Origin of the sequence: Streptomyces sp. NBC_00443 (genome assembly GCF_036014175.1) — a bacterium.
Lineage (GTDB): Bacteria > Actinomycetota > Actinomycetes > Streptomycetales > Streptomycetaceae > Streptomyces.
Window position 1 is genome coordinate 6,464,277 of record NZ_CP107917.1, and the last position, 22,299, is coordinate 6,486,575.

General features: G+C 70.6%; 16 protein-coding genes and 1 pseudogene. 5 read left to right on the forward strand and 12 right to left on the reverse strand.

All coding sequences use genetic code 11. From position 1 onward, the window contains the following. Nucleotides 1-67: 67 nt before the first annotated feature. The 8 genes from OHO27_RS29500 to OHO27_RS29535 form a co-directional block, all read right to left on the reverse strand. A complete protein-coding gene (locus OHO27_RS29500; RefSeq protein ID WP_328427998.1) occupies nucleotides 68-1,750 on the reverse strand; it encodes a pyridoxal phosphate-dependent aminotransferase in 1,683 nt (560 codons plus the stop codon). A 206-nt stretch (nucleotides 1,751-1,956) separates the two neighbouring features. Next, nucleotides 1,957-3,102: an aldose epimerase family protein gene (locus OHO27_RS29505; RefSeq protein ID WP_328427999.1), complete on the reverse strand. Its 1,146-nt coding sequence runs from the start codon at nucleotides 3,100-3,102 to the stop codon at nucleotides 1,957-1,959. Between the two features lie 61 nt (nucleotides 3,103-3,163). Continuing rightward, a complete protein-coding gene (gene mmsB / locus OHO27_RS29510) occupies nucleotides 3,164-4,408 on the reverse strand; it encodes a multiple monosaccharide ABC transporter permease (RefSeq protein ID WP_328428000.1) in 1,245 nt (414 codons plus the stop codon). After that, a complete protein-coding gene (gene mmsA / locus OHO27_RS29515; protein WP_328428001.1) occupies nucleotides 4,405-5,955 on the reverse strand; it encodes a multiple monosaccharide ABC transporter ATP-binding protein in 1,551 nt (516 codons plus the stop codon). Before mmsA ends, mmsB begins: the two co-directional genes overlap by 4 nt. Before the next feature lie 32 nt (nucleotides 5,956-5,987). Then, nucleotides 5,988-7,100: a multiple monosaccharide ABC transporter substrate-binding protein gene (gene chvE, locus OHO27_RS29520; protein WP_443059623.1), complete on the reverse strand. Its 1,113-nt coding sequence runs from the start codon at nucleotides 7,098-7,100 to the stop codon at nucleotides 5,988-5,990. A gap of 139 nt (nucleotides 7,101-7,239) precedes the next feature. Beyond that, on the reverse strand, nucleotides 7,240-8,202 hold the full coding sequence (locus OHO27_RS29525; protein ID WP_328428003.1) for a hypothetical protein: 963 nt from the start codon (nucleotides 8,200-8,202) through the stop codon (nucleotides 7,240-7,242). 121 nt (nucleotides 8,203-8,323) lie between these two features. After that, a complete protein-coding gene (locus tag OHO27_RS29530; protein ID WP_328428004.1) occupies nucleotides 8,324-9,328 on the reverse strand; it encodes a zinc-dependent alcohol dehydrogenase in 1,005 nt (334 codons plus the stop codon). Further along, nucleotides 9,325-10,488 carry a mandelate racemase/muconate lactonizing enzyme family protein gene (locus OHO27_RS29535; protein ID WP_328428005.1) on the reverse strand — a complete coding sequence of 388 codons (1,164 nt, stop codon included), beginning with the start codon at nucleotides 10,486-10,488 and terminating at the stop codon, nucleotides 9,325-9,327. The genes OHO27_RS29530 and OHO27_RS29535 overlap by 4 nt, the downstream gene beginning before the upstream one ends. 313 nt (nucleotides 10,489-10,801) lie before the next feature. Between OHO27_RS29535 and OHO27_RS29540 the strand changes: the two genes are divergently transcribed. Continuing rightward, entirely contained in the window at nucleotides 10,802-11,824 is a 1,023-nt protein-coding gene (locus OHO27_RS29540) for an SCO2400 family protein (protein WP_328428006.1), read from the forward strand. 26 nt (nucleotides 11,825-11,850) lie between these two features. On the opposite strand, the gene OHO27_RS29545 is transcribed toward OHO27_RS29540, so the two are convergent. Next, entirely contained in the window at nucleotides 11,851-13,233 is a 1,383-nt protein-coding gene (locus tag OHO27_RS29545) for a diacylglycerol/lipid kinase family protein (RefSeq protein ID WP_328428007.1), read from the reverse strand. 150 nt (nucleotides 13,234-13,383) lie between these two features. Here OHO27_RS29545 and OHO27_RS29550 point away from each other — a divergent pair, with 150 nt between their 5' ends. The 3 genes from OHO27_RS29550 (at nucleotide 13,384) to OHO27_RS29560 (ending at nucleotide 16,697) form a co-directional block, all read left to right on the forward strand. After that, nucleotides 13,384-14,820, forward strand: coding sequence for a DUF2252 domain-containing protein (locus OHO27_RS29550; RefSeq protein ID WP_328428008.1), 1,437 nt, complete (start codon nucleotides 13,384-13,386; stop codon nucleotides 14,818-14,820). Between the two features lie 105 nt (nucleotides 14,821-14,925). Further along, entirely contained in the window at nucleotides 14,926-15,342 is a 417-nt protein-coding gene (locus OHO27_RS29555; protein ID WP_328428009.1) for a DUF7144 family membrane protein, read from the forward strand. A 101-nt stretch (nucleotides 15,343-15,443) separates the two neighbouring features. After that, entirely contained in the window at nucleotides 15,444-16,697 is a 1,254-nt protein-coding gene (locus OHO27_RS29560; protein ID WP_328428010.1) for a hypothetical protein, read from the forward strand. A 72-nt stretch (nucleotides 16,698-16,769) separates the two neighbouring features. Here the strand turns inward: OHO27_RS29560 and OHO27_RS29565 are convergent. Further along, nucleotides 16,770-18,714 (reverse strand): annotated as a pseudogene (locus OHO27_RS29565) (glycoside hydrolase family 15 protein). 216 nt (nucleotides 18,715-18,930) lie between these two features. Between OHO27_RS29565 and OHO27_RS29570 the strand changes: the two are divergent. Further along, nucleotides 18,931-19,344, forward strand: a complete 414-nt coding sequence (locus tag OHO27_RS29570) for an SHOCT domain-containing protein (RefSeq protein ID WP_328430593.1) — start codon at nucleotides 18,931-18,933, stop codon at nucleotides 19,342-19,344. A gap of 9 nt (nucleotides 19,345-19,353) precedes the next feature. Here OHO27_RS29570 and OHO27_RS29575 read toward each other — a convergent pair whose 3' ends face one another. After that, nucleotides 19,354-19,551, reverse strand: a complete 198-nt coding sequence (locus tag OHO27_RS29575; protein WP_328428011.1) for a hypothetical protein — start codon at nucleotides 19,549-19,551, stop codon at nucleotides 19,354-19,356. Between the two features lie 56 nt (nucleotides 19,552-19,607). Continuing rightward, nucleotides 19,608-22,298 (reverse strand): helix-turn-helix transcriptional regulator, encoded by a 2,691-nt coding sequence (locus OHO27_RS29580; protein ID WP_328428012.1) that lies wholly within the window; start codon nucleotides 22,296-22,298, stop codon nucleotides 19,608-19,610. Between the last annotated feature and the right edge of the window lies 1 nt (nucleotide 22,299).

A 22,299-nucleotide genomic window follows, 5' to 3' on the forward strand; every position in this document is an offset into this window, starting at 1 on the left:
AACTGCGCGATCAGCCACGACGCACTCGCAGCCGCACATACGCCCGCACCCCTCCGGCGAAAGGGCGCTACCCGGCCGCCCCCATACCCGCGGCATTCGGCCAAGACTGACTGTTGGGCCACCCCGTCGCCGGCGCCGGAGTAAGCCCCGGCCCCGTAGTCCCCCGCACCTGCGCGGCCGTAAGCCCACCGCGGGCCGGCACTCCGGGCGGCGTAGGCCCGGGCATCGCAGCCGCGGCGGGCGCCATGGGCGCCATGGGCGACGGGAACGGCGTCGGAGCAGGGGCGGGCGCAGCCGCCGGCACAGGCACAGGCGTAGGCACGGGCGTGGGCATCGGCGCAGCCGCCGGCACAGGCACAGGCGTGGGCATCGGCGCAGGCATGGGCGCCGGGACCGGAGCCACCGGAACCGGCGCAGGCATGGGCATCCCCATACCCTGCGGAGGCACCGCGGCAGCGGCCGGCGCCACCGGCTGCGGCTGAGCCGGCGCAGGTGCCGGCATGGGCGCACCCATGGCCTGCGCGGCGAGCCCCGGCATCCCCGCACCGTTCGTGGAGCTGACCAGCCGGTCCACGGCCGCCGTACCCGAGCTGTAGTTGATTCCTGTACCCAGCTCAGGTACGGCGGCTCCCCTCCTGGACCCGTAGAGCACCTGCTCCAGGCCGGACACCAGGCGACGCACGTCCACCTGGGGGCGCACCACGAGTCGCAGGAAGCGGCTGGACGAACCGATCTTGTTGCCGCACTCGCGGACCAGGATCCGGTGCTCGGTGAGCAGCCGATCCCGGACCACGGTGCCTTCGGCGCCCACGGGGAGGCGCACGAAGAGGAAGTTGCCCTGCGACGGGTAGACCGTCAGGCCGGGGAGCGAGGAGAGCTGGCTGGCCATGTCGAGGCGGTCCCGGCGCACCTGGTGCAGGCTCTGCGCGTACTCGGCGCCGTGGTTCTTGAGCATGAACACCACGTGCTCGGCAAAGGCGTTGAGGTTCCACTTCGGCAGCCTCGAGCGGACCATGCCCGCGAGCGCCGGGTTGGCGACCAGATAGCCGAAGCGGATGCCGTGCAGACCGAAGTTCTTGCCGAGGCTGCGCAGGACGATGACGTTCGGCCGCAGCATCGCCTCCTGGACGACCGAGGGTTCCTGCTCGGCGTCGGCGAACTCCAGGAAGCTCTCGTCGACGATGACGAGGTCCAGGTCGGCCATGGCGTCCATGAACTGCACGAGCGCGTGCTTGTGGAGGTAGCCGCCGTCGGGGTTGTTCGGGTTGCAGATGACCGCCACCCGCGTCCCCCTGGCGCGGATGAACTCGGCGTACTGCGCGAGGTCGAGGGCGAAGCCGCTGGACTCCTGGAGCGGGAACATGTCGACCCGCTTGCCGGTCTCCATGGGCTGGTCGGTCCAGCGGCCGAAGGTGGGGACGGGGATGGCGAGGGACTCCCGGACCATCAGGTGGTCGATCCAGGTGATCAGCTCCGTGGAGCCGTTGCCCATCGCCACGCACTGCGGCGGAAGTTGGAGCAGACTGCACAGCTCGGCCGTGATCGTGTCCGCGCTGCTCGGGTAGTACGTGATGATGTCCCGCAGCCGGGCCCCCATGTCCTGGAACATCTCCGGCGTCGGGAAGTACGGGTTGCAGGGAATGCAGAAGTCGACCGGACCGGCCCCGTCGCCGCCCTCACGCGTCAGCGCCGCCATCGACGGGCTGTGTGCCGCGGTGCTGCGGAACAGCGAGGTGACGTTGTCGGCCATGGAACCTCCGTATGGGGCGGGCCCGGCGGGGACGACCGGGCCCGTCGTCTTTGGGTGGCCCGCGCGGGGGAGCGCGGGCCGCCCTTACATACGGAGGCTGGGGTGGCGCTGTTCAACCACTGAGAAACCGGTAGGAACTTGTGTGCCACCTGTGAAGAACCGTCAGAACCGGCAGAAGGGGAGGTCCGAGTGCTGCCGGCAGCGGCTCAGCAGCTGAACGAGTGCACCGTCGAAGACCGGTACGTCTGCCCAGGTCGCAGCACCGTCGACGGGAACGACGGCTTGTTCGGCGAGTCCGGGAAGTGCTGCGTCTCCAGGCACAGCGCGTCGCCCTGCCGGTAGGTGCGGCCGGACGGGCCGACCAGGGTGCCGTCGAGGAAGTTGCCGGAGTAGAACTGCAGGCCGGGCTCGGTGGTCGCCATCCGCAGGGTGCGGCCGGAGGACGGGTCCTTCAGGGTGGCGATCCACTCGGGGCGCGGCGAGATGCCCTTGTCGAGGACCCAGTTGTGGTCGATGCCCTTGCCGTACAGCAGCTGCTGGTGGGCCTCGCGCAGGCCCTCGCCGATCGCCTTGGTGCGGCGGAAGTCGAAGGGGGTGCCCGCGACGGGGGCCAGCTGCCCGGTCGGGATGAGACCCGAGTCGACGGGGGTGTAGCGGGAGGCGTCGATCTTCAGCTGGTGGTTCTCGATCGTGCCGCTGCCCTCGCCGGCGAGGTTCCAGTAGACGTGGCTGGTGAGGTTGACGACCGTGGCCTTGTCGGTGGTGGCCTCGTAGTCGATGCGCCAGTCACCGTGCTTGGTGAGGGTGTACGTCACCTTCACCTTGAGCGTGCCCGGGTAGCCCATCTCGCCGTCGACGGACGTGTAGTACAGGTGCAGGCCGACGTCGGAGCCCTTGGTGAACGGCTCGACGTCCCACACGCGCTTGTCGAAGCCCTGGGCGCCGCCGTGCAGGCTGTTCTCGCCGTCGTTGACGTTGACCTGGTAGGCCTTGCCGTCGAGCGTGAACTTGCCCTTGCCGATGCGGTTGCCGTACCGGCCGATCAGGGCGCCGAAGTACGGGCTCTTCGCGACGTAGTCCTCGATGTTGTCGAAGCCCAGGGAGATGTTGGCGAGCCGGCCGCGGCGGTCCGGGACCTCCAGGGACTGCACGACGCCGCCGTAGGAGAGGACCTTCATGCGGGTGCCGCCGTTGGCCAGCGACCAGCTGTAGACCTTGGTGCCGTCGGCAAGCTTGCCGAAGAGCGACTTCACCGGGGTCCTGCCTCCCGTGGCGTGTGCGCTGCCGATGGTCGCGGCGGTGATCCCCGCCGCCGCGGCTCCGGCTATGACCGTACGTCTGCTCATGTCCATGTGCGGCTCCTGCTCGGGAAGTTGAAGGGCCCCGCCTTCCGGCGGGGCCCTGTGCTTGGACTTACGAACCGACCTTGCGCTTGTTCCACACGTCGAACCCGACCGCCGCCAGCAGCACCAGGCCCTTGATGACCTGCTGCCAGTCGGTGCCGATGCCGACGAGGTTCATGCCGTTGTTCAGCACGCCCAGGACCAGGCCACCGATGATCGCGCCGAGGACGGTGCCGACGCCGCCGCTCATCGACGCGCCGCCGATGAACGAGGCCGCGATCGCCTCCAGCTCGAAGTTGAGGCCGGCCTTGGGAGAGGCCGCGTTGAAGCGGGCGGCGAAGACCAGACCCGCCAGGGCCGCGAGCATGCCCATGTTCAGGAAGACCAGGAAGGTGACCTTCTTGTCCTTCACACCCGACAGCTTGGCCGCGGGCAGGTTGCCGCCGATGGCGTAGATGTGGCGGCCGATGATCGCGTTGCGCATGACGTACCCGAAGCCGACGAGCAGCACGCCCAGGACGAGCAGCACGATCGGGGCGCCCTTGTAGCTGGCGAGCAGCATCGTCAGCGTGAGGATGGCGGCGCCGAGCGCGACCAGCTTCAGCAGGAACAGGTTGAAGGGCGGGACTTCGAGGGAGAACTCCTGCTGCCGGCGACGGTCACGGAACTCCTGGAAGACCACGAACGCGATCATCGCGAAGCCGAGCAGAAGTGTCAGGTTGTGGTAGTTCGTGGTCGGGCCGACCTCGGGAAGGAAGCCGTTGGCGACCTTCTGCAGGCCCTCCGGGAACGGGCCGAGGGTCTGACCCTCCAGGAAGATCTCCGTCAGACCACGGAAGATCAGCATGCCCGCGAGGGTCACGATGAAGGATGGTATGCCGCCGTACGCGATGAAGAACCCTTGTGCCGCACCCGCGAGGGCGCCCATGGCCAGGCAGAGGATCACCGCCACCGGCCATGGCAGGTCGTTCCTCACCATGAACACGGCCGCCATCGAGCCGATGAACGCCGTCAGCGATCCCACCGACAGGTCGATATGGCCCGCGATGATGACCAGCATCATGCCGATCGCGAGGATCAGGATGTAGCTGTTCTGCAGCACCAGGTTGGAGACGTTGCGCGGCAGCAGCAGGTCGCCCTCGGTCCACACGGCGAACAGCACCACGATCAGGCCGAGCGCGATCAGCATGCCGTACTGCCGCATGTTGCGGCGCATACCGTCCATCACCAGCTGGAGCAGGCCGGCGCCCGCGGCCCCCGAGCTCTTGCCCGGCGGCGCGGGGGCCGGGCTCTTGGCGGTCACATCCGTGCTCATCGGGATACCTCTTTGTCCTTTGTCATCTGACGCATCAACGATTCCTGCGAGGCCTCGGCCCGCGAGAACTCGCCGGTCAGCCGCCCCGCGGCCATCGTGTAGATGCGGTCACACATGCCGAGCAGCTCCGGCAGCTCGGAGGAGATGAAGACGACCGCCTTGCCCTGGGCGGCCAGCTGGTCGATGACCGTGTAGATCTCGTACTTGGCGCCGACGTCGATGCCTCGCGTCGGCTCGTCCAGGATCAGCACATCGGGACCCGCGAAGATCCACTTGCTGAGGACGACCTTCTGCTGGTTGCCGCCGGACAGCTTGCCCACCGGCTCGAAGACGGTCGGCGCCTTGATGTTCATGGACTTGCGGAAGCCCTCGGCGACCTGCCGCTCCCCGTGCTCGTCGACCACGCCCCGTTTGGCGACCTTGCCCAGCGCGCTGAGCGAGATGTTGCGGTTGATGGTGTCGATGAGGTTGAGGCCGTAGTGCTTGCGGTCCTCGGTGACGTACGCGATGCCGTTCCTGACCGCCTCGGGGACGGTCTTGGTACGGATCTCCTTGCCGTCCTTGAGGACCGTGCCGCCCGCGTAACGGCCGTACGTCCGCCCGAAGACGCTCATCGCGAGCTCGGTGCGGCCGGCGCCCATCAGGCCCGCGATGCCGACGATCTCCCCGCGCCGCACGGACAGTGACACATCGTCGACCACCTTGCGTTGCTGGTCGATCGGGTGGTGCACGGTCCAGTTGCGGATCTCCAGGGCGGGGGCGGCGCCCTTCTCCGGCTCGTGCGGGGTGCGGTCGGGGAAGCGGTGCTCCAGGTCCCGGCCGACCATGCCGCTGATGATCCGGTCCTCGGTGGTCTCCGGCGCCTTCACATCGAGCGTCTCGATGGTCTGGCCGTCGCGGAGGATCGTCACCGAGTCGGCGACCTTGCGGATCTCGTTGAGCTTGTGGGAGATGATGATCGAGGTGATGCCCTGCTTCTTCAACTCCAGGATCAGATCCAGGAGTTTGCCGCTGTCCTCGTCGTTCAGGGCCGCGGTCGGCTCATCGAGGATGAGCAGCTTCACCTTCTTCGACAGCGCCTTCGCGATCTCCACGAGCTGCTGCTTGCCCACGCCGATGTCGGCGACGCGGGTGTCCGGGTGGTCGGAGAGACCGACCCGGCGCAGCAGCTCCGTGGCGTGCCGCAGGGTCTCCCGCCAGTCGATGAACCCGCCCTTGGCGTGCTCATTGCCGAGGAAGATGTTCTCCGCGAGGGAGAGGAACGGCGACAGCGCCAGCTCCTGGTGGATGATGACGATGCCGCGGTGCTCGCTCGCGCGGATGTCCTTGAACTCGCAGACCTCCCCCTCGAAGAGGATGTCCCCCTCGTAGGTGCCGTGCGGGTGGACGCCGGAGAGGACCTTCATCAGGGTCGACTTGCCGGCGCCGTTCTCCCCGCAGATGGCGTGGACCTCGCCCTGCCGGACGGTCAGCGTGACGTCCGACAGCGCTTTGACGCCGGGAAAGGTCTTGACGATCGAGCGCATTTCCAGGACGGGTCCCGCCATGGTCGTGCCTTCCAATCAGAGTGGGCCGGCGGTTACTTGAGGTCGCTCTCCTTGATGTAGCCGGAGTCGACGACCTCCTTCTGGTAGTTGGTCTTGTCGACCGCGACCGGCTCCAGCAGGTACGCCGGGACGACCTTCGATCCGTTGTCGTAGGTCTTGGAGTCGTTGACCTCGGGCTTCTTGTCGTTGAGCAGGGCGTCGACCATGCCCGAGGCGACCTTGGCGAGCTCGCGGGTGTCCTTGTAGACGGTCATCGACTGCTCGTCGGCGATGATCGACTTCACCGAGGCGACCTCGGCGTCCTGACCGGTGACGACCGGCAGCGGCTTGCTCTTGGAGCCGTAGTCGTCCGACTTCAGCGCCGACAGGATGCCGATGGAGATGCCGTCGTACGGCGAGAGGACCGCGTCGACGCGCTCGCTCTTGTACGCCGAGGTCAGGATGTCGTCCATGCGCTTCTGGGCGGTGCCGCCGTCCCAGCGCAGGGTGGTGACCTGGGTCAGCTTGGTCTGGCCGGAGCGGACGACGAGCTGCTTCTTGTCGATGTAGGGCTGCAGGACCTTCATCGCCCCGCCGAAGAAGTAGCGGGTGTTGTTGTCGTCGTTGGATCCGGCGAACAGCTCGATGTTGAACGGGCCCTTCTTGGAGCCGTCCTTCAGGCCGAGCTTCTCGACCATGTAGTCGGCCTGGAGCTCGCCGACCTTCTCGTTGTCGAACGACGCGTAGTAGTCGACGTTCTCCGTGCCGAGGATCAGGCGGTCGTAGGAGATCACCGGGATGCTCGCGTCCTTGGCCTGCTGGAGCACGTTGTTCATCGACTTGTTGTCGATGGCCGCGACGATCAGCGCCTTGACGCCCTGCGTGATCAGGTTCTCGATCTGCGAGACCTGCTGGTCCGGGTCGTCCTCGCCGTAGACCAGCTTGGTCTTGTAGCCCTTGGACTCCAGGTCCGCGACGACGTTCTTGCCGTCGGCGATCCAGCGCTCGGAGGACTTGGTCGGCATCGCGATGCCGATGGTGGCTCCCTCGGAGCTGCCCGAGTCCTCCTTGGAGCCGCCCTCGCCGCTCTGGCCGCAGGCGGTCAGGGTCAGCGCGAGGGATGCGGCGGAGGCTATGGCGGCGAGTGCGGCTCTGCGAGTGCGCATGGTCATCATCCTTGATGTGTGTGAGCAGGGCTCGGTCGGGCGGTGCGAAGACGCTTCGAGGACTGAACGGAGTGAAGCAAGGGTGTGTGGGATTGTGTTCGACTGCGTCTTCTTCTGTGAAGGGGGTTTGTCCGGAACGTTATGCGGGAGTTTCGAATCGCTTCAGCGTTCCGGGCAGCCGTGAACCGAGAGGCGCCATGTCGCCGTCAGCTCCGTGCCGTGCGAGCAGGTCCAGGGCCAGCCGTCCGCGCCGTACGCGTTCCCGGGCGGTGGCCAGCGTCAGGTCCCGCATGTGGTGGCCGTAGGGATAGATGCCGGGGGTCTTGGAGAGCCCGAACTTCAGGTAGAGCGGTGCGCCGCGCCGGATGAGCTCGGCGACCTCGTACATCCGCACATAGCCGCCGAGGTCGTCGGGGGCCTCGATGTACATGTCCATGGGGGTGGCGGAGACCCGCCGTATCTCGGTGAGGTGATCGAGCGTCAGGTCGCTGGGCACGTTGACCGAGTCGGCGCCGAGGTTCTCGTACACCGCGTACGCGGCCGGGTTGACGGGTCCGATCAGCGCACTCACCTTGAGCGTCGTGTCGGCCGGGATGATCCCGGCGGCTCTCGCCCGGTGCAGCGTCCACAGCACGCCCTCGTCGGCGACGAGGAGGCACTTCACGCCCAACTGCGTTGCCCGTACGGCGTCTTCGATGCAGCCGGCGACGGCGTCGTGGCCCCGGGCGCGCAGTCCGGCCCCCCGCGAGTCGGTGCGCGTGGACCCGCCGATGTCCCAGGTGCCGCGCGGGCCGGTGAACAGACAGAGCTCGATGTCACGCTCGTCCGTTGCCTGGACCATCTCGGTGATCTCGGCGTCGGTCAGCATCCACACGCCGCTGCCCTGGCTGATCCGGTGGATCGGCACGTCGAGCAGCGAGGCTTCCTTCAGGACGACGGCCAGCGCTTCGGGACCCTCGCACGAGGGGATCTCGGTGCGCCAGCGACCGCCGCCCGGGAAGGTGTGGGGCGAGGCGTCGGCGGGGGAGAGGTCGGGCGCGGCCAGGCCGAGGGCGGCGAGCGCCTGCTCACCGGGTCGGCGGGCTGCGGAAGCGTCGGTCACAAGCTGTCCTTCTTGTTCGATATGTCGGACGAGGTTCGCGGCTCAGGGTGTGCGGGGCTTGGTGTACGCCGGTACGGGGACCGTCAGGTTGCCCCCGTACCGGCGTACGGCTGAGGGGTGCTCAGGGGCGAAGGAGGACCTTGCCCACCTTCGGATCACCGGACCCGACGAGCTCGATCGCCTGCGGGAACTCCTGAAGCGGCAACTCGTGCGTGACCAGCGGCAGCGGATCGAGCAGCCCCGCCGCGAACACTCGCACCGTGTGCGCCCAGGCATCCGGCGGCGCCCCGAACACGGTGTGCACCTCCAGCTGCCGTACGACGAGATCGGTCGGGTCGAGTCCGTGGGCGCCCGGCGCCGGGATCCCCGTGAGGACGAGGCGCCCGCCGCGCCTGAGCAGGGCGGCGGAGGTGCGCGCGGCGTCGGCGGACCCGGCGGTCTCGATGACGACGTCGAAGTCGTCCGGGAGCAGCTGGTCCTTCGTGCGGAAGTCGGTCGCCCCGTACTGCCGCGACAGTGCCTCCCGGTCGCTCCGGGTGCCCACCACGAGCAGCTCGGCCGGCGAGCCCGCCTTCAGGAACTGAACGGCGAACATGCCCAGCGTCCCGGTCCCCACGACCGCCACGCGCTCGCCCGGCAGCGCGTTGGCCTTGATCGCCGCGGCGGCGATACAGGCGGCCGGCTCCAGCAGGGCGGCGGCGGTGAGGTCGCTGTCGTCCGGCAGGACGTGCAGCAGCCGGGCCGGAAGCGTCAGCGTGGCGGCCATGGCGCCGGGCTGGGTGAACCCGGTCTCCTCGTACCCCGCGCTGCACAGCGTCGTCTCACCGGCGTGACAGCGGTCGCAGACCTGGCAGTTGCGGAAGCCCTCGCCGACGACCTTGCGGCCGACCAGCGCGTCCGGCACCCCGGCGCCGACCGCCGCGACGGTCCCGGACCACTCGTGGCCCGGCGTGAGCGGGTAACGGACGTATCCCTCGGGCCGGTTGCCCTGGTACACCTCGCGGTCGCTGCCGCAGATGCCGACCGCGTGGACACGGACCAGCGCCTCACCGGCCTCCGGCTCGCGCGGCGTGTGCGCGGTGAGCCGGTGCTCGCCGGGCGCCTCGATGACGACGGCGGTGCTCACTGGGCGCCCTTGGGCTTGCGCTGCTCCCAGCCCTCGGCCCACAGGTCGAACCGGGCCTGCTGCTGCGGGAACTCGGCGGCGGCGTCGGCGTCGAACTCGACACCGAGGCCGGGGGCGTCGGAGAGGTGGAAGCAACCGTCCTCCGGGTTCACCTGCGGGGCGCCCTTCACGACCTTCTTGATCTCCGCGTCGGCGAAGTCGTTGAAGTGCTCCAGGATCTTGAAGTTCGGGGAGGTGAACCCGACCTGGAGGGAGGCGGCGGTCAGGACGGAGCCGCCGACGTTGTGGGGTGCGACGAGTACGTAGTGGGTCTCGGCCGTCGCGGCGAGCTTGCGCGTCTCCCAGATGCCGCCGATGTGGCCGACGTCGGGCTGGATGATGTCGACGGCCTGGCTCTCGAACAGCTCACGGAACTCGATGCGATCGTGAATCCGCTCGCCCGTCGCGACCGGCATGTCGACCTTCGCGGCGACCTTCTCCAGCGCCTTCAGGTTCTCCGGCGGGCAGGGCTCCTCCAGCCAGGCCGGCTTGAACGGCGCGAGCTCGCGCGCGAGCCGTACGGCGGTCGCGGGGGAGAAGCGGCCGTGCATCTCCAGCATCAGCTCGGCCTCGGGGCCGATGGCGTCCCGCACGGCCTCGATCAGGGAGACGGCGTACAGGGTCTGCGCGTGGTCGAGCTCGAAGTGGCCGGTGCCGAAGGGGTCGATCTTGAGCGCCTTGTACCCGCGCTCCATCACGCCCTGGGCCGCCTTGTGGTACGCCTCCGGCGTCCGCTCGGTGGTGTACCAGCCGTTGGCGTACGCCTTGACCTTGTCGGTGACCTTGCCGCCGAGCAGCTGCCACACGGGCACGCCGAGGGCCTTGCCCTTGATGTCCCAGCAAGCCATCTCCACCACGGCGATCCCGGACATCACGATCTCGCCGGCCCGCCCGTAGTCGCCGTACTTCATGCGCCGGGCCAGGTCCTCGACAGCGAACGGGTCGGAACCCAGAATGTGGTTGGTCTCGGCCTCCCGCAGGTAGCCGATCAGCGCGTCGGTGTGGCCCAGCATCCGGGTCTCGCCGACTCCGGTGATGCCCTCGTCGGTGTGCACCAGGACGTATGTCAGGTTGCGCCACGGCGTCCCGACCACGTGTGTGCTGATTCCGGTGATGCGCACGGCAGTTGCCCCTTGCTGCGTCGTCGGCTCATTTGGCGTCGCACCCCAGCGTGTTCGAAATTTCGTCACACGTTCGAAATGCTGACGTGACAGTAGGGAGGCGGCGCCGGGAGTGTCAATGGGTCCAACGCATAACGGTTTCGACACTGCTTTCGATACGGATTTCGGGCAGCCGGTCGCGGAGCGTGGGGGGCGTGTCTGGCGAGTCCCGGCATATCCGTCAACACGCCATGCCGGAACGGAAAGTTCCATACACAACTTTCACAGCTGTGACTATCAACGGTGCCTGTGCGGAACCTAGTCTTCCCGCGTCATGGACTACTGCCACCCGTGCCGACGGCACCTGAATGGCGCCCTCGCCTGCCCGGGGTGCGGCGCCTCGATCGAAGAGCTGCGCGTGTACGCGGGCGCCCCGAACGAGGTGTACCCGCAGATGGCCGAGCGGGGTGCGGAGGGCCGGCGGGCGTACGAGGGGTACGAGGGCCAGTACGGCAGCGCCACGGGCCCGTACGGGGACGGCTCGGGGCAGTACGGGAGCGGCGGCGGGCAGTACGGCGGCGGCGAGTACGGCGCGAGTCGCCACGAAGGCCCCTACGGCGAAGCGGGCCAAGCGCAGAACGCAGAGGCTGCGGACACCGGCGAGGTGGCCTCGGAGGCGGCGCCGGTCGCACCGGCGGGTGGACGGGCCGCGCGGCGGGCGGCGCAGCGGCGTGGCAGGGGGCGCGGCCGTGACGAGTACGCCGAGCACGACGACGCGTACGAAGACCCGTACGACGAGGAAGTGGACGGCGACGAGGGCGACGACCTGGACGACGGGTCCGCGTCGGCCGGCGCCAGCCGTCGCGATCGCAAGGCTGCCGCGCACCGGCGCCGCCGTCGCCGGGTCCTGCTGGTGACCGCGGGCTTCGTGCTGGCCGCCGGGGGGCTGAGCCTCGCGGAACTCGGCATGGACGCCCCGGGCACGAGCCCCAAGCCCGCGGCTGCCGGGGACGAGTCGGCGGAGGGCGCGGCATCGGAGGAGGTGACCGCGTCACCGGAGGCGACGGACGGGACGCCGCGGACGGACGGGGACTCGCCGTCGGCGGATCCCTCGGCGTCTCCCTCGGCCTCCAAGTCGCCCAAGGACGAGGACAAGAAGAAGGACGAGGACAAGACCCCCGACAAGGACGGCCAGTCGGCTACGACGGGCAGCGGCGGCTCGGGCAACACCTCGGCCCCCACCACCCCGTCCGAGCCGGACCCCACGACCCCGACCGAGGAACCGACCGCGTCGGACCCGACCCCGGACCCGACACCCACGGAGACGTGCAATCGGTTCCTGTGGTGGTGCACGTGAACCGGCCGCAGGTCGGCGAGAACCATTCACGTTCGCGAATGTGAGTGCCCGTGGCCGACTGAGTCGCGAGTGCGGGGCAACGCCAGCCGGCCCAGCCTCCGCCAGTCCATCCGCGGCCTCGCCCCGGGCACTCCCGGACGGTCGCGCGGCACGCGGACCCGCAGGGCGCCGGGCGTGATGCGGCAGATGACGGGCGTGGGCAGCAGGAGGGCCTCCCCGTCCACACCGACCGGGATGTCGGGGGCGTCGGCCTCGACCACCACCTCGTGCACGGCCAGCACCGTGAGCCCGCGCGCCTGATGGCCGCGCACCAGCCCGGCCGCCTGTGCGGCGTTGTCGACCTTGACGCCGAGGACGCCGAGGGCGCCGGAGTCCAGCCGGGCGCGGCGGCCGAGGCCGGCGGGATCGCCCAACTCGTAGGGGTTGTTGCTGATCAGGACCCCTTGGGGAGCGTCGAGGACCACGTCCCGCGCGCGGACGGTCAGACGGGGTCCGACCTGATGGGTCAGCAGGTCCGGGAGCTCCCGGAGGATGGTCGGCACCTTGTCGTCGCGGTAGGCGGGGCTCTGCACGACCGCCGCGTACACGCCGAAGGACGCGTTGTTGACGAAGACGCGCTCGCCGATGAGACCGAGGTCGATACGCACTTCGACGCCGTCGGTGAGGGCGTCGAGGCAGGCGGACGGGTCGGTCCGGTCGAGGCCGAGGTCCATGGCGAAGTGGTTGCGGGTGCCCGCGCAGATGACGACGAACGGCAGATCGTGCCGGGCCGCAACCCCCGCCACCAGCGCCTGGGTGCCGTCCCCGCCGGCGACCCCCAGCAGGTCCGCGCCCCTGGCCACGGCCCGCTCGGCGAGCTCCGCGACGTCCTGCGGGTGAGCCGGGTCGAGTACGGCGACCTCGGCGCCCAGGGCCCGGGCCCTGGCCACGAGGTCGTATCTGCCGACCTTTCCGCCGCCGGAACGCGGGTTCATGATGAGGAACGGGGCTCGGGCCGGTGGGGCCGGGTGTTCCCGGGGGCCGGGCCGGCCGGCGTCCGCGGCGAGGGCCGCCTGCCCGATCAGGAGCGCCGCGATCCACAGCGCCACGGCGGACAGTGCGGCCCAGAGCAGGCCCACCGCGGCGTAGTTCAGCAGCACGGCGATCGGCAGCAGGGCGGCGAGTGCGGCGGCCAGCAGCCGGACCGGGCCGCGCCGGGAGAGCGCCCACCACAGGGCTGCGGCCGTCGCGGCGAGGCCGGCCAGGCCCACTGCCAGCACCGCGAGGCTCCTGATACCGGCGGCCGCCACAAGCACGGCGATCGCGGCGGCCGCGACGAGCAGGGCCAGGCGTGCCGCCCACCGATGAGCCGCCGCACGGGGACGATCGGCCGTGCCGGACGTCCCAGCCGGCTTTCGCGTACCGCCCACAGCGGCATCCCACCTCGCGCGCCCGGCCCCCGCATCACCTGCTCCGGGTGATCCCACCGGAGCGCGGGGCTGTGAGCATGCGGGTCAGGGGGCCGGTCGACCACGCGGGCAGGGAGGGCCGGTCGACCCTGCGGGCAAGGAGGTCCGACCATGGCCATCACGCACCGCGGTCCGCTGACGGTGATGCACGACCGTCCGCTCACCCCGGCCGAGCGCTCGGCACTCGGCAAGGAGGCGCGTTCCCAGGTGCCGCGCTCCGAGCATGCCGTCTTCGCGCCTGACGGGCAGCGGCCCGATCCGATCGACATCATCGAGCGCCAGTCCGCCGACCGGGTTCCCGAGCTGGTGCCCGTCCGGTACGGGCGGATGCTCGAATCGCCTTTCCGCTTCTACCGTGGGGCCGCCGCGATCATGGCGTCCGATCTCGGCGCCGGTGCGCACACCGGGCTGTACGCCCAGCTGTGCGGCGACGCGCATCTGCTGAACTTCCGGCTCCTCGGCTCCGCGGAACGCCACCTCGTCTTCGACATCAACGACTTCGACGAGACCCTGCCGGGCCCGTTCGAGTGGGACGTCAAGCGGCTGGCCGCGAGTCTGGTGATCGCCGGGCGGGCCAACGGGTTCCCGGCGAAGGAGTGCGACGCCGTCGTCCGGGCCGGCGTGGCGTCGTACCGGGAACGCATGCGGGACTTCGCCGGGCTGCGCACCCTCGACGTCTGGTACGCGCGGGACGACTTCGACCAGATCGAGCAGCTGCTGCCCGAGCGGCCGGGCAAGCAGGCCAAGCAGCGGGCCGTGCGGGCGGCGGAGAAGGCCCGTGCCCGGACGAGTCTGCAGGCGGCCGCGAAACTGACCCGGGTGGTGGACGGCGTACCCCGGATCGTCTCGGATCCCCCTTTGATCACGCCGCTCTCGGAGCTGCTGCCGGGAGCGGAGGGCGAGGACGTGGCGCAGACCCTGCGGGGGCTGGTCAACGACTACCAGACCAGCCTGTCGTCGGAGCGGCGGCATCTGCTGGGCCGGTTCCGCGTGGTGGACGTGGCGCGCAAGGTCGTCGGGGTCGGCAGCGTCGGCACCCGCTGCTGGATCATCCTGCTGCTCGGCCGCGACGACGAGGACCCGCTCCTGCTCCAGGCCAAGGAAGCCGGCGACTCGGTCCTCGCCCCCCACTGCGGCGCGAGCACGTACGAGAACCAGGGCGAGCGGGTGGTCGCCGGGCAGCGGCTCATGCAGGCCGCCGGCGACATCTTCCTCGGCTGGGAGCACGTCACGGGCATCGACGGCCGCCAACGCGACTTCTACATACGGCAGTTGCTCGACTGGAAGGGTATCGCCCGCCCCGAGACGATGGACGCCCGGACCCTGGGCCTCTTCGCCCGGCTGTGCGGCGCCTCCCTCGCCCGCGCCCACGCCCGCTCGGGCGACCCGATCGCCATCGCCGCCTACCTCGGCCGCGGCGACACCTTCGATCGCGCCCTGGCCCACTTCGCCCACTCCTACGCCGACCAGAACGAACGCGACCACCAGGCCCTGACCGACGCGGTCACCACAGGCCGCGTCACGGCACGGAGCGACCTGGCGGCGTGACCGTGATCCTCACCCTCCCTGGGTGACGACGGGCATGCCCCCAAGGGATCAGGCTCGGTGATGTACGGCTGCGTGCAGCAGCCCGGTGAGGAAAGGAGGCCGGACATGGCCACCACCGCTACCCGCCACGGTGCGGGGAAGCAGACAGCCGCCACCGGCCTGACACTGTTCGCCGGAGTGATGCTCTTCATCTCCGGGCTCCTCGACGTCTTCCGCGGGATCATGGCGATCGCCGACGACGACGTGTACGTCTCCACCCCCAACTACGTCTTCAAGTTCGACCTGACGAGCTGGGGCTGGATCCACCTGGTGTTCGGGGCGCTCGCCGTGGTCGTGAGCATCGGCCTCTTCGGAGCGAAGACCTGGGCGAGGGTCTTCGGCGTCGCCATCGCGGGACTGCTGCTGATCGCCAACTTCCTGTCCATCCCGTACTACCCGGTGTGGTCGCTCACGCTGATCGCGCTGTACGCGTTCATCATCTGGGCTCTGTGCGTGGTGAAGCGGGACCAATTCGCCGATTAGGTTCTTCCCGGCGCCCGTATGGGCCAGTTCGGCATGCCGTTTGCGTGGTGCGCGGACGCAATTGAAGGGAGGGCGGGGATCCCGGAAGACCTGGAGCCCGCATGAGCACCGCGCACAAGCCCTCCGCGCCCGGGCGCATCGCCCGAGCCACGGCATCCGCGGTGCTGATCGTGGTCACCTGCGTCCTTGTACCCGTCGCACTGATCACCGTGTGGGTCCACGACATCGCACTCGACACCGACCGGTATGTGAAGACCGTCGCCCCGCTGGCCGGTAAGCCGGCCATCCAGGACGCCGCCATCGACCGGATCTCCGAGGCGGTGGACGTCCGCATCGACGGGGACCAGGCCGCCGCGCAGCTCGCCGACTGGCTGCGGTCCCAGGGCCTGCCGCCCCAGGCCGCCACCGCCATCCAGGGGCTCGGGCCGCAGATCGACTCGGCCGTGGACGGCGCGGTGAAGAAGGTCGTCACGCGGATCGTGCGCAGTGGCGCCTTCGACACCGTGTGGCGCAACGCCAACAATCAGGCCCACAGCGCCGTCGTACACGCCCTCACCGGAGAGGGCCGGGGCGCCGTCGGGGTCGCGGGCGGCACCGTCACCCTCGACGTCGGCACGCTCGTCGAGCAGGTGAAGACGGAACTCGTCAACGCCGGTCTGTCGCCCGCGAAGGCGATCCCCCAGGTCGACAAGCAGCTGGTGCTGTTCCAGTCCGAGGAACTGGAGAAGGTCCGCGACGGCGCGCATCTGCTGGACGTCGTCGGCTACTGGCTGCCCGTCCTCACCGTCGTCATCGGCGCTGTCGGGGTGCTGGTGGCCCGCCGGCGGCGGCGGGCGCTCGCCTGGACCGCGCTGGGCGCCGCCTTCGCCTGCCTGGTGGTGGTCATCGCCCTGGTCGTCGTACGCCGCTACTACCTGGACCACCTCCCGGCCGCCGTGCAGTCGGACGCAGCCGCCGCGGCCGTCTTCGACACGCTGCTGCGCTTCCTGAAGGCCGCCCTGCGCACCACGATCGTGCTCGGCATCGTGGTCGCGCTCGGCGCCTATCTGATTGGCCCCGGCCGCCTGCCGGTCGCGATCCGCCGCGGCTGCGACCGCACCGCGGACTCGCTCGCCACCTGGGCCTACGGGCACGAGATCCGGGCCGGACGGGTCGGCACATGGGCACAGGCCCACCGCCGGTCGATCGCCCTGTCCGCGCTGGCGGTCCTGGCCTTCATCTTCGCCGTGTGGAACCGCCCCACCCCGCTCACGATCCTGGCCTTCGCTCTCGTCCTGCTCGGCACACTGACGGTCCTCGCGCTGCTCGCGGCCGGCGGCCGGGCTGAGGCCGCGCCGCCCACCCGTGAGGGGTGATGCCGGACGGACCGGCCCGGCGCACGGTGAAGGCCACGGGACCACCGGGGCGGTCAGGTGACTGCCTGACTGTCAGTTGTCGCTGTCGCTGTCGCTGTCGCTGTCGCCGTCTCCGTCGGCCGACGCGACGGGCGCCGTGTAGCCGTGAGGCGTCCCGTACTGGCCGTCGCCGTGTGTCGGACTCGCCTCGGCCCGGCCGAGTTGCTCGTCCAGGGCCGTGGCCGCGGTGATCAGGGCGAGGTGGGTGAAGGCCTGGGGGAAGTTGCCGAGTTGTTCGCCCGAGGGGCCGATCTCCTCCGCGAAGAGGCCGACGGGGTTGGCGTAGGTGAGCATCTTGTCGAAGGCGTACCGGGCCTTCCCGAGCCGGCCGCTGCGGGCGAGGGCCTCGACGTAGTAGAAGCTGCAGAGGTTGAAGGTGCCCTCGGAGCCGCGCAGTCCGTCGGGGGAGGCCTTGGGGTCGTAGCGGTAGACGAGGCTGTCGCTGACCAGCTCCTCCTCCATGGCGTCGAGGGTGGTGAGCCAGTCCGGGTCGTGCGGTGAGATGAAGCCGACCCGCGGCATCAGCAGCAGCGAGGCGTCCAGGACGTCCGTGTCGTAGTGCTGGACGAAGGCGCGGCGCTCGGGGTGCCAGCCGCGTTCGATGATCTGCTGGAAGATCGCGTCGCGCGTGTCGGTCCAGTGGCCGATCCGGCCCGGGCGGGCGTGGGTGATGGACCCGCGGATGCCCCGGTCGAAGGCGACCCAGGCCATCAGGCGGCTGTAGGTGAAGTTCTGACGGCCCCCTCGGGTCTCCCAGATCCCCTCGTCCGGCCGGTCCAGTGGTCGGAGAGCCAGTCCAGTACGTCACGCATGGCGTCCCAGCCGCGGATCGCCCCGATGTCGCCGCGCACCGCCAGCGCGTCGGCCGCCTCGCCGTAGATGTCGAGCTGGAGCTGACCGGCGGCCGCGTTGCCGGCCCGGACGGGCCGTGAGCCCTGGTAGCCCTCCAGATGGTCGAGGGTCTCCTCGGTCAGATGAGGGTCGCCGTCCACGCGGTACATGATCTGCAGGGGGTCGCCCGTTGCGGCGGTCCCGGCGTCGACGCGCTCGCGCAGCCAGCGGCGGTACGCGTACGCCTCCGCCTCGAAGCCCAGATCGATCAGGGCCCGCACGGAGAGCGAGGCGTCACGCACCCACGTGTAGCGGTAGTCCCAGTTGCGCTCGCCGCCGACCTGCTCGGGCAGCCCCATGGTGGCGGCGGCGATGGGCGCGCCCGTGGGGGCGTAGGTGAGCAGCTTGAGCGTGATCGCGGAGCGGTTCACGGTGTCCTGCCAGCGCCCTCGGTAGGTGCAGGGGCGCAGCCAGGACAGCCAGAAGGTGCGGCACGCCCCCATGTCCTCGACCAGGCTGCCCAGCGTCGGCGCGGGCCCGGGGGCGCCGCCGCTCGCGGCACCGGTCAGCACGACGGCCACCGCCTGTCCGGCGGAGAGGGTGAAGCGGCCGGTGACGTCGTCGCCGTCCGCGCGGAAGGCGACCCCGGCGGTGCCCTGGAGGTGCAGGTCGGTTCCCGGGCCGTGGAAGACCGCCGCCGAGCGGTCGTCGTCCCTCGGGAGCGTGAGGGTGTGCGAGGCGCGGGCGTAGTCGAAGCGGGGGCGGCAGGCGAAGGTGAAGGGCAGACTGCCCCGGACGACGCGGGCGATCCGGATCAGCCGGTGCCGGTCCGTCGGCGTCGGGGAGTCGACAGGGGCATGAAATCGACGACCTCGCCGACGCCGCCGGGCGCCATGTACCGCGTGATCAGGATCGCCGTGTCGGACAGGTACAGCTGTCGTACCGTCAGCTGCTCGCCCTCAGGGAGCTCCACGGCGAACTTGCAGTGACCGCCGCGCTCGCTGTCCAGCAGCGAGGCGAAGACGCTGGGCGAGTCGAAGCGCGGTGTGCACCACCAGTCGACGCTTCCGGCGGACGAGACCAGAGCCGCGGTCTGCAGGTCGCCGACCATTCCGTGCTCGGCGATGGGCGGATAGCGGTCGCTCATGCCGTTCATTGTTCGAGAGCGCTCGGGGGCGGGGCTTCACCCCTGGCAGGTGAAACCGGCGGGACGACGGCTGCACCCCACCCGCTCCGGGTGATGCCGTCCCGGGGCCACAGCCGCATCGTGGAACACATCAGGCTTGGAGTGCCGCCGTGGCCCCACGACGGCCGGCAGGTGGAGGCGACCGTGGACTATCCGCTGCTCAACGTTTTCCTGACGATGCTCTGGTTCTTCCTGTGGGTGCTGTGGTTCGTGATGCTGTTCCGGGTCTTCGGGGACATCTTCCGGGACGACAGCATGAGCGGCTGGGGCAAGGCGGGCTGGGCGGTCTTCGTCTGTGTGCTGCCGTTCCTCGGCGTCTTCATCTATCTGGTCGCCCGCGGGCGCGGCATGGGTGAGCGTGATGTGCGCCAGCAACGGCGGCAGGAGGAGGCGTTCCGCTCCTACGTCCAGGAGGTGGCCTCCGACGCCCCGGCGACCGGGACCACCGCACCTACCGGGACGACCGGGACGACCGCGCGCACCGGGCCGACCCACGCGGACCAGCTGACCAAGCTCGCCGGGCTGCACGACCACGGCGACATCAGCGACGCCGAGTACGAGCAAGCCAAGGCGAAGGTGCTCGCGGGCTGAGCCGTACGGTCACTCCGGAAGCCGGCGGAACTCCGCCACGCGCAGCCCCAGCGACTGGAAACGGATCAACAGGCCGTACAGGTGCGCCTCGTCGTCGACCTGGCCGTACAGCACCGTCTGGTTGAGGACGACGAAGCTGTCGAACTCCGGGAACGCCGTGGTCAACTCATCCGACATCTGCCCGTCGACGCGGATTTCGTAGCGCATGACCTCATGCTCGGCCAGTTGGGGCACGGGTGGCATCACCCGGGCGAGGTGACACGTCAGAGCAGCCCGAACTCACGGGCCCGGCGGACCGCCTCGCCGCGCCGGGTGGCGGCGAGCTTGCGGTAGATGCTCTTGAGGTGCGTCTTCACCGTGTTCACCGACAGATGCAGGTCGGCGGCGATCTCCTCGGTGGACATGAGCTGCGCCAACCGCTCCAGGACGTCCAGCTCCCGCGCGCTGAGCGTTTCCGGGCGCGGACCCACCGGCTCCTCCCGCCCGGGCGCGAGCGTGCCGGTCAGCCACGCGTGCTCCCGGGCCGACGCGGGCCGGTGGCGCAGCAGCCGCCTGACCCAGGCCCCGGCGTCCAGGAACGGCCGCCTCAGGTGATGCGGGCGCGCGGCGGCCAGGGCCCGCCGCAGCAGGCTCTCGGCGGCGGCGGCGTCGCCGAGCGCGTCGGCGGCCTGCGCACGGGTCAGCAGAATCCATACGTCGATGACGGGTCCGGGATTGCGGTGCTCGGGGAGTTCGAGCTCGTCGAGGATGCGCAGGGCCCGTTCGCCCTCCCCGGCGGCGACCCGAGCCCGGGCCTCGGCCACCAGGCTCTCCGGGCCGTGGGCCGGCCGGTCCTCAAAGACCTTCACCGCGGCCTTCGGATCGCCGTCGGCCAGATGCGCCGCGGCCATGGCCATCGCGATGCGGTCGCTCACCCACGGGGAGGGCTCGGCGGAGACCAGCGGCTGCTTCGCCATGTCGTCGAGGGCCAGCAGCGCCGAGCGGGGGTCCCCCTTCGCGAACAGCATCCGCGAACGCAGGATCGCCAGCTCCACGGCCACGACGGGATCGCGGGAGGCGGCGGACGTGGCGGCGGCCCGGTCGAGGTGGCCCTGCGCGTCCGCCAGGTCGTCGCGGTCGATGGCCACGGCGGCCAGCACGAGGTGGGCCATCCCGGTCCGGTCGGACACCGGCAGCCCGGAGTGCTCCGCCTCGGTGACCGCGCCCCTGGCGTGCGACTCGGCCCGGCCGGGACGGCCCTGCAGGAAGTCGATCAGCGCGAGCCTGCTGAGCGCCTCGTGCCGCGCGAAGGCCGTCGAGGGCTCCTGGGGGGAGCGGACGGCGTCGGCCAGCGTCGAGCGCGCGGCATCGAAGCGGCCAGCCCACAGCTGCGCCGTTCCGAGGTCGGTGAGCATGAGGGCCGTCAGCTCCGGGCACTGGTCCAGCCGGTCCGCGGGCAGGGCCCGCTCCGCCTCCGCGGCGGCCTTCGCCGCCAGCTCGGCCAGGTCCGCCGAGCCCGCCACCCGGGCGGCCATCACCCGCAGCACCGCACAGCTCAACCGCACCGCGGCGGCGTCGCCGGAGTCGCCGTCGGGCAGGTTCTCCTCCGCACGCCCCAGGTAGGTGATTCCCCGCTCGACGTCGTGATGGGCCAACTCGCGCGCCGCGCGCACCAGATCGGGAGCCGGCCCGGACGTCTCCGGTGTCATCCTCGCGAACAGGCCGTCCAGCCGCTCGGCGGACAGCCCCGTCAGCAGCCGGCCGATCGCCAGCCGGCCGATGAACTCGTCCGCGGCCAGCTCCCAGTCACCCGCGTCCGCCGCATGTGACAGGGCCTCGTCGAGCAGCCCCGCCCGGCTCAGCCAGTGGGCGGCCGTACGGTGCAGCGCGGGCTCCAGACCGGGGTGGCGGACGCCAAGATGCACCCGCAGGATCTCGGCGAAAAGCGGGTGCAGCCGGTACCAGGAGTGCCCGATGGGCTCGACGAACGCGTTCGCCCGTTGCAGGCCCTCCAGAATCGGCTCCGCGTCGACCCGGCCGGTGAGGGCGTTGGCCAGATCGGGGTGGATCTTCTCCAGGATGCTCGCGCGCAGCAGCAGGTCCTGGGTCTCGGGCGGGTGGGCGCGGAGCACTTCGCCGAGCAGGAAGTCGGCCACCGTGCCGTGTCCCGGCTCGAACTCCGCCAGGAAGCCCTCCGGGTCGTCGGCCCGCTGCGCGGCCAGGGTGCTCAGCCGCAGTCCCGCCGCCCAGCCGCCGGTGCGCGCGGTCAGCAGGCGCGCGCCCGCGCTCGACAGCGCCAGCCCGTGCCGGTCGGCGAGGGCCGCCGTCTCCTCGGCGCGGAACGCCAGATCGGCGCCCCGGATGTCGACGAGCTCACCGGTCGCCCGATAGCGGTACAGCGGCAGCAGCGGCTCCGTACGGCTGATCACGATCAGACGCAGGCCGTCGCCCGCGTGGCGGAGCACGAACTGCAGTCCCTCGGCCACCTCGGCACACCCGGCCACCCGGTCGAACTCGTCCAGGACGAGGGTCACCGGCCTGTCCCGTCCGTCCAGCCAGGCCGCGACCCGCGCCAGCAGCGAGTGGTCCACCTCGCCGGGACGGGCGGGGCTGCCGATGTCCGCGGGCAGGGCGATGCCGTGATGCCGGAAGGCATGCAGGACGTAGGTCCAGAACACGCCGGGGGCGCTGTCCTCCGGCTCCACCGTCAGCCACGCGACGTCCCCCGGCTCGCGGGCCGTGGTCCAGTCGGCGACCAGCAGGGTCTTGCCCGCGCCCGCGGGCCCGTTGACCAGCGTCAGCGGAGTGCGCAGGCTCTCGGCCAGCTGATCGAGGAGCCGGGCCCGGCGCACGAACGTCCGGGGGACCGTCGGCACGGCGAACCGTGCGGCGAGAACCGGGTCACCGCCCGGGGTCACCGCCCTCATTCCGGCATCGCCGTGGCTCCCGTCGGCGGAGCGTGACTTCGTACCCATC